This is a genomic window from Desulfobacter sp. (assembly GCA_028768525.1).
In the GTDB taxonomy this organism is placed as follows: Bacteria; Desulfobacterota; Desulfobacteria; order Desulfobacterales; family Desulfobacteraceae; genus Desulfobacter.
In genome coordinates this window covers 3,210,001-3,215,000 of sequence record CP054837.1, presented here as the reverse complement: position 1 = coordinate 3,215,000, position 5,000 = coordinate 3,210,001, and the positions used below count along the sequence as shown (strand labels likewise).

The 5,000-nt window shown below is 49.8% G+C and carries 1 protein-coding gene, 1 tRNA gene and 3 rRNA genes (2 of these 5 only partly in view); all 5 read right to left on the bottom strand.

What is annotated here, in order from left to right; translation table 11 throughout:
- Positions 1-1,151: ribosomal RNA gene (locus tag HUN04_14420) — 16S ribosomal RNA — on the bottom strand; it reaches 409 nt to the left of the window's first position.
- Positions 1,152-1,413: 262 nt separating this feature from the next.
- Complete coding sequence (gene tsaA, locus HUN04_14415; GenBank protein WDP90822.1) at positions 1,414-1,938, bottom strand: tRNA (N6-threonylcarbamoyladenosine(37)-N6)-methyltransferase TrmO; 525 nt, start codon at positions 1,936-1,938, stop codon at positions 1,414-1,416.
- A gap of 268 nt (positions 1,939-2,206) precedes the next feature.
- A tRNA-Ala gene (locus HUN04_14410) sits at positions 2,207-2,282 on the bottom strand.
- Between the two features lie 66 nt (positions 2,283-2,348).
- Positions 2,349-2,465, bottom strand: a 5S ribosomal RNA gene (gene rrf / locus HUN04_14405).
- Positions 2,466-2,702: 237 nt separating this feature from the next.
- Positions 2,703-5,000 (bottom strand): 23S ribosomal RNA (locus HUN04_14400); it runs 695 nt beyond the window's last position.

The window sequence follows — 5,000 nt, the reverse complement described above, 5'->3', positions numbered from 1 at the left end:
AATGCTGGCAACTGAAGATAAGGGTTGCGCTCGTTGCCGGACTTAACCGAACATCTCACGACACGAGCTGACGACAGCCATGCAGCACCTGTCTCTGTGCTCCCGAAGGCACATTCCCGATTAAGGGAATTTCACAGGATGTCAAACCCAGGTAAGGTTCTGCGCGTTGCGTCGAATTAAACCACATGCTCCACCGCTTGTGCGGGCCCCCGTCAATTCCTTTGAGTTTTAGTCTTGCGACCGTACTTCCCAGGCGGTACACTTAATGCGTTAGCTTGGGCACACCAGGCTTTAATGCCCGGTACACCGAGTGTACAACGTTTACTGCGTGGACTACCGGGGTATCTAATCCCGTTCGCTACCCACGCCTTCGCGCCTCAGCGTCAATATCGGTCCAGAGAGATGCCTTCGCCATCGGTGTTCCTCCTGATATCTACGAATTTCACCTCTACACCAGGAATTCCTCTCTCCTCTCCCGTATTCAAGTCTTGCTGTTTCAAGTGCACTTCCAGGGTTGAGCCCCGGGCTTTCACACCTGACTGACAAGACCGCCTGCGCGCCCTTTACGCCCAATAATTCCGAATAACGCTTGCGCCCCCCGTGTTACCGCGGCTGCTGGCACGGAGTTAGCCGGCGCTTCCTCCACAAGTACCGTCAATAACTGTAACTATTAATTACAGTTAATTTCTTCCTTGTTGACAGAGCTTTACGACCCAAAGGCCTTCTTCACTCACGCGGCGTTGCTGCGTCAGGGTTTCCCCCATTGCGCAAAATTCCTCACTGCTGCCTCCCGTAGGAGTCTGGACCGTGTTCCAGTTCCAGTGTGGCTGATCATCCTCTCAGACCAGCTAACCATCGTGGTCTTGGTAGGCCGTTACCCCACCAACAAACTAATGGTACGCAGACTCATCTCCAAACAATTGCTTCCAAGGATAGGCTATCTTTCATCAATTGACTTATGCCAACCGACTTTATCCGGTATTAGCTAACCTTTCGATTAGTTATCCCGGGCTTGAAGGCAGATTATCTACGTGTTACTCACCCGTGCGCCACTCTACTCAGGATTGCAAGCAATCCCTTTCTCGTTCGACTTGCATGTGTTAAGCACGCCGCCAGCGTTCATTCTGAGCCAGGATCAAACTCTCCAGTTATAATCCTTTTACTAAAACTTTAAGGTCATCCCCACTCAACTCTTTCCAATCGAGTGAGGTCGTTTTGTGACCCGCTCATTCTTGCTTCACTGACCAATTTTCAAAGATCAAAAAAAATCTTCCCGAAAGAGCCCGGCTGGGTTCCCCCGTGAAGACCGACGTAATATGCCTGAAAACATAAAGCATGTCAACAGGTTTTTTATCTTTATTTTGATTTTATTTGTAAATGGCTAAAATACTGTAACAAACCAGGGGCCCGGCATTAATCCGATGTAATATTCTCCATCCATTCCGGCAGGGTAAGGTCCTCTACCAGCATATAATGGGGGGAATAGGGTTTGATGTCGATGACCGGGCTGTTGTCCACGGCTTCAAATCCCTTTACCACAAGAACATTGCCCTTTCTTTCCACCAGCCTGACGGCTGACACCAGGACCGGGTTCGGCCTGGCCGGGCTGCAGGTGGCAAAAATGCCCTGCTTCTCAATATCTTTCCTTCCCATGGGGTGCACCTGTTCCAAATCCCGCTTTTCCTCTGCGATGAGATGGGGCCAGTAAATAACCAGGATATGGGAAAAAGCCTCAACCCCCTTGAGCCGCCGGGTCGAGGACTCAAACACATGAATCTCACTGACCATATCATGGATTTTATGATGTTCCTTTTTTATGTTTTCCCGGCTGATACCGGGCTCCAGGCTGTCCCGGGTCGGTTTAAGACTTGGGACTGTCAGGGGGGAGGCAACTTTACCAATGGGATACAAATTCATTTCAGGCCAATTATTGTCCATTTCTTCTCTCCAAAAACAAAAAAACCACGAAATCCTGAGGTTCCATTTCCGTATGGAACCCAAAGGCCTTCGTGGCTGTGGTTGGTATAAACTCTCTATTTTATATATCTGCCTTCTGGCAGAAGCTGGATTCGGTCTATAAAAATAGAGGGTCCATGTCAAGGGAATTTAAAATGAAAAAGGAGAGTATTATTGGAGACCACTATTCTGAAACAAAAAAACCCTGGCCACAGCAGGTAATTGCTGCGACACAGGGCAGTGTACAAGGTGGTGGAGAATAGCGGGATCGAACCGCTGACCTCCTGCGTGCAAGGCAGGCGCTCTCCCAGCTGAGCTAATTCCCCACAAAATCATAAAAAAAGCCCTGACCCTGTGTCTAAACTTCAGGATCAGGGCTTTTTTGAAGAATAATCCGGCAGCGTTCTACTCTCCCACACAGTCTCCCATGCAGTACCATCGACGCTAAGGCACTTAACTTCCGTGTTCGAGATGGGAACGGGTGTGACCACCTTGCCATTGCCACCGGATTAAATCGGGTTGGATCCGCAGCTTCAGATTGGGGTAAACTTGCGTGCTGCTTGTATCCAAAATTCGTTTAATTCGTTGTAGTAATATCTATGGCAAAGTAAATTTTAGTGAATTTCAAGGCGCAAGCATTAATTTTAAATAAGGTGTACTGGACTACTCCGTTTTAAAATTGATGCGTAGCAACGAAGAAATTCGCAAAATTTACGCAGACATCAAAGCGTCTAAATTTATTCGTGGAAAAAAGTGGCTAAGCCTCACGACCTATTAGTACCGGTAAGCTGAACATGTTACCATGCTTACACACCCGGCCTATCAACCTTGTAGTCTTCAAGGGGTCTTCAGTCAAATGATGGGATATCTAATCTTGAAGTTGGCTTCCCGCTTAGATGCTTTCAGCGGTTATCCATACCCAACTTGGCTACCCAGCAATGCCCCTGGCGGAACAACTGGAACACCATTGGTTGGTCCATTCCGGTCCTCTCGTACTAGGAACAGATCTCCTCAAATATCCTACGCCCACGAAAGATAGGGACCAAACTGTCTCACGACGTTTTAAACCCAGCTCACGTACCACTTTAATTGGCGAACAGCCAAACCCTTGGGACCTGCTCCAGCCCCAGGATGTGATGAGCCGACATCGAGGTGCCAAACCGCCCCGTCGATGTGAACTCTTGGGGGCGATAAGCCTGTTATCCCCGGCGTACCTTTTATCCGTTGAGCGACGGCCCTTCCATTCAGAACCGCCGGATCACTAAGACCTACTTTCGTACCTGCTCGAAATGTCTCTCTCGCAGTCAAGCTCCCTTATGCCTTTGCACTCTACGGCTGGTTTCCAATCAGCCTGAGGGAACCTTCGCGCGCCTCCGTTACTCTTTGGGAGGCGACCGCCCCAGTCAAACTACCCACCAGACACTGTCCCAAGCCCGGGTCACGGGCCGTGGTTAGAACACTGAAATATGAAGGGTGGTATTTCAAGGGTGACTCCACACACTCTGGCGAGCATGCTTCCAAGTCTCCCACCTATCCTGCACATCATATCCCAAAATCCAATGTCAAGCTGTAGTAAAGGTGCCGGGGTCTTTCCGTCTTTTCGCGGGTAGACGGTATCTTCACCGCCATTCCAATTTCGCTGAGTCTCTGGTTGAGACAGTGTGGAAGTCGTTACGCCATTCGTGCAGGTCGGAACTTACCCGACAAGGAATTTCGCTACCTTAGGACCGTTATAGTTACGGCCGCCGTTTACCGGGGCTTCAGTTCAGTGCTTCGCCGAAGCTAACAAATCCCCTTAACCTTCCGGCACCGGGCAGGCGTCAGACCCTATACCTCGTCTTGCGACTTTGCAGAGTCCTATGTTTTTAGTAAACAGTCGCTACCACCAATTCTCTGCGGCCCTCAACCGCTTAATGTGTATACAAATCACAGTCAAGGGCATACCTTCTCCCGAAGTTACGGTATCATTTTGCCGAGTTCCTTAACCAGAGTTCTCTCAAGCGCCTCGGGATACTCTCCCTGCCTACCTGTGTCGGTTTACGGTACGATCACCTGTTATCTCGATAGAGGCTTTTCTTGGCAGCATGGGATCAGTCAGTTTATGGCTCTAAGAGCCTCCTCATCACTTCTCGGCCGTATAAAATCCCGGATTTGCCTGGGATTTAAGCCTACGAGCTTGAACCGCCTATTCCAACAGACGGATGACCTACCCTCCTGCGTCCCCCCTTCTCTCAAACGATAACTGGGTGGTACAGGAATATTAACCTGTTTTCCATCGACTACGCCTTTCGGCCTCGCCTTAGGGATCGACTAACCCTGAGCAGATTAGCTTTACTCAGGAAACCTTGGGCTTACGGCGAGCGGGCCTCTCACCCGCTTTATCGCTACTCATGTCAGCATGGGCACTTGTGCAATCTCCACAATCACTCGCGTGATCGATTCTGTGACGGCACAACGCTCTCCTACCAATGAAATAAATTTCATTCCGCAGCTTCGGTACTATGCTTTAGCCCCGATACATTTTCGGCGCAGATCCACTCGACCAGTGAGCTGTTACGCTTTCTTTAAAGGATGGCTGCTTCTAAGCCAACCTCCTGGTTGTCTGGGCATTCCCACATCCTTCTCCACTTAGCATAGATTTGGGGACCTTAGCTGGCGGTCTGGGTTGTTTCCCTCTCGTCCGCGGAACTTAGCTCCCGCGGGCTGACTCCCGCACTCTGACTTGTTGGTATTCGGAGTTTGATTAGGTTTGGTAATCTGGTGAGACCCCTAGCCCATTCAGTGCTCTACCTCCAACAAGAAACATGCGAGGCTATACCTAAATATATTTCGGAGAGAACCAGCTATCTCCAGGTTTGTTTGGCCTTTCACCCCTATCCACAGCTCATCCGAACAGTTTTTAACCTGTGACGGTTCGGGCCTCCACGAGATTTTACTCTCGCTTCACCCTGGCCATGGATAGATCACCTGGTTTCGGGTCTATTCAATGCAACTAAAGCGCCCTATTCAGACTCGCTTTCGCTACGGCTACACCTATCGGCTTA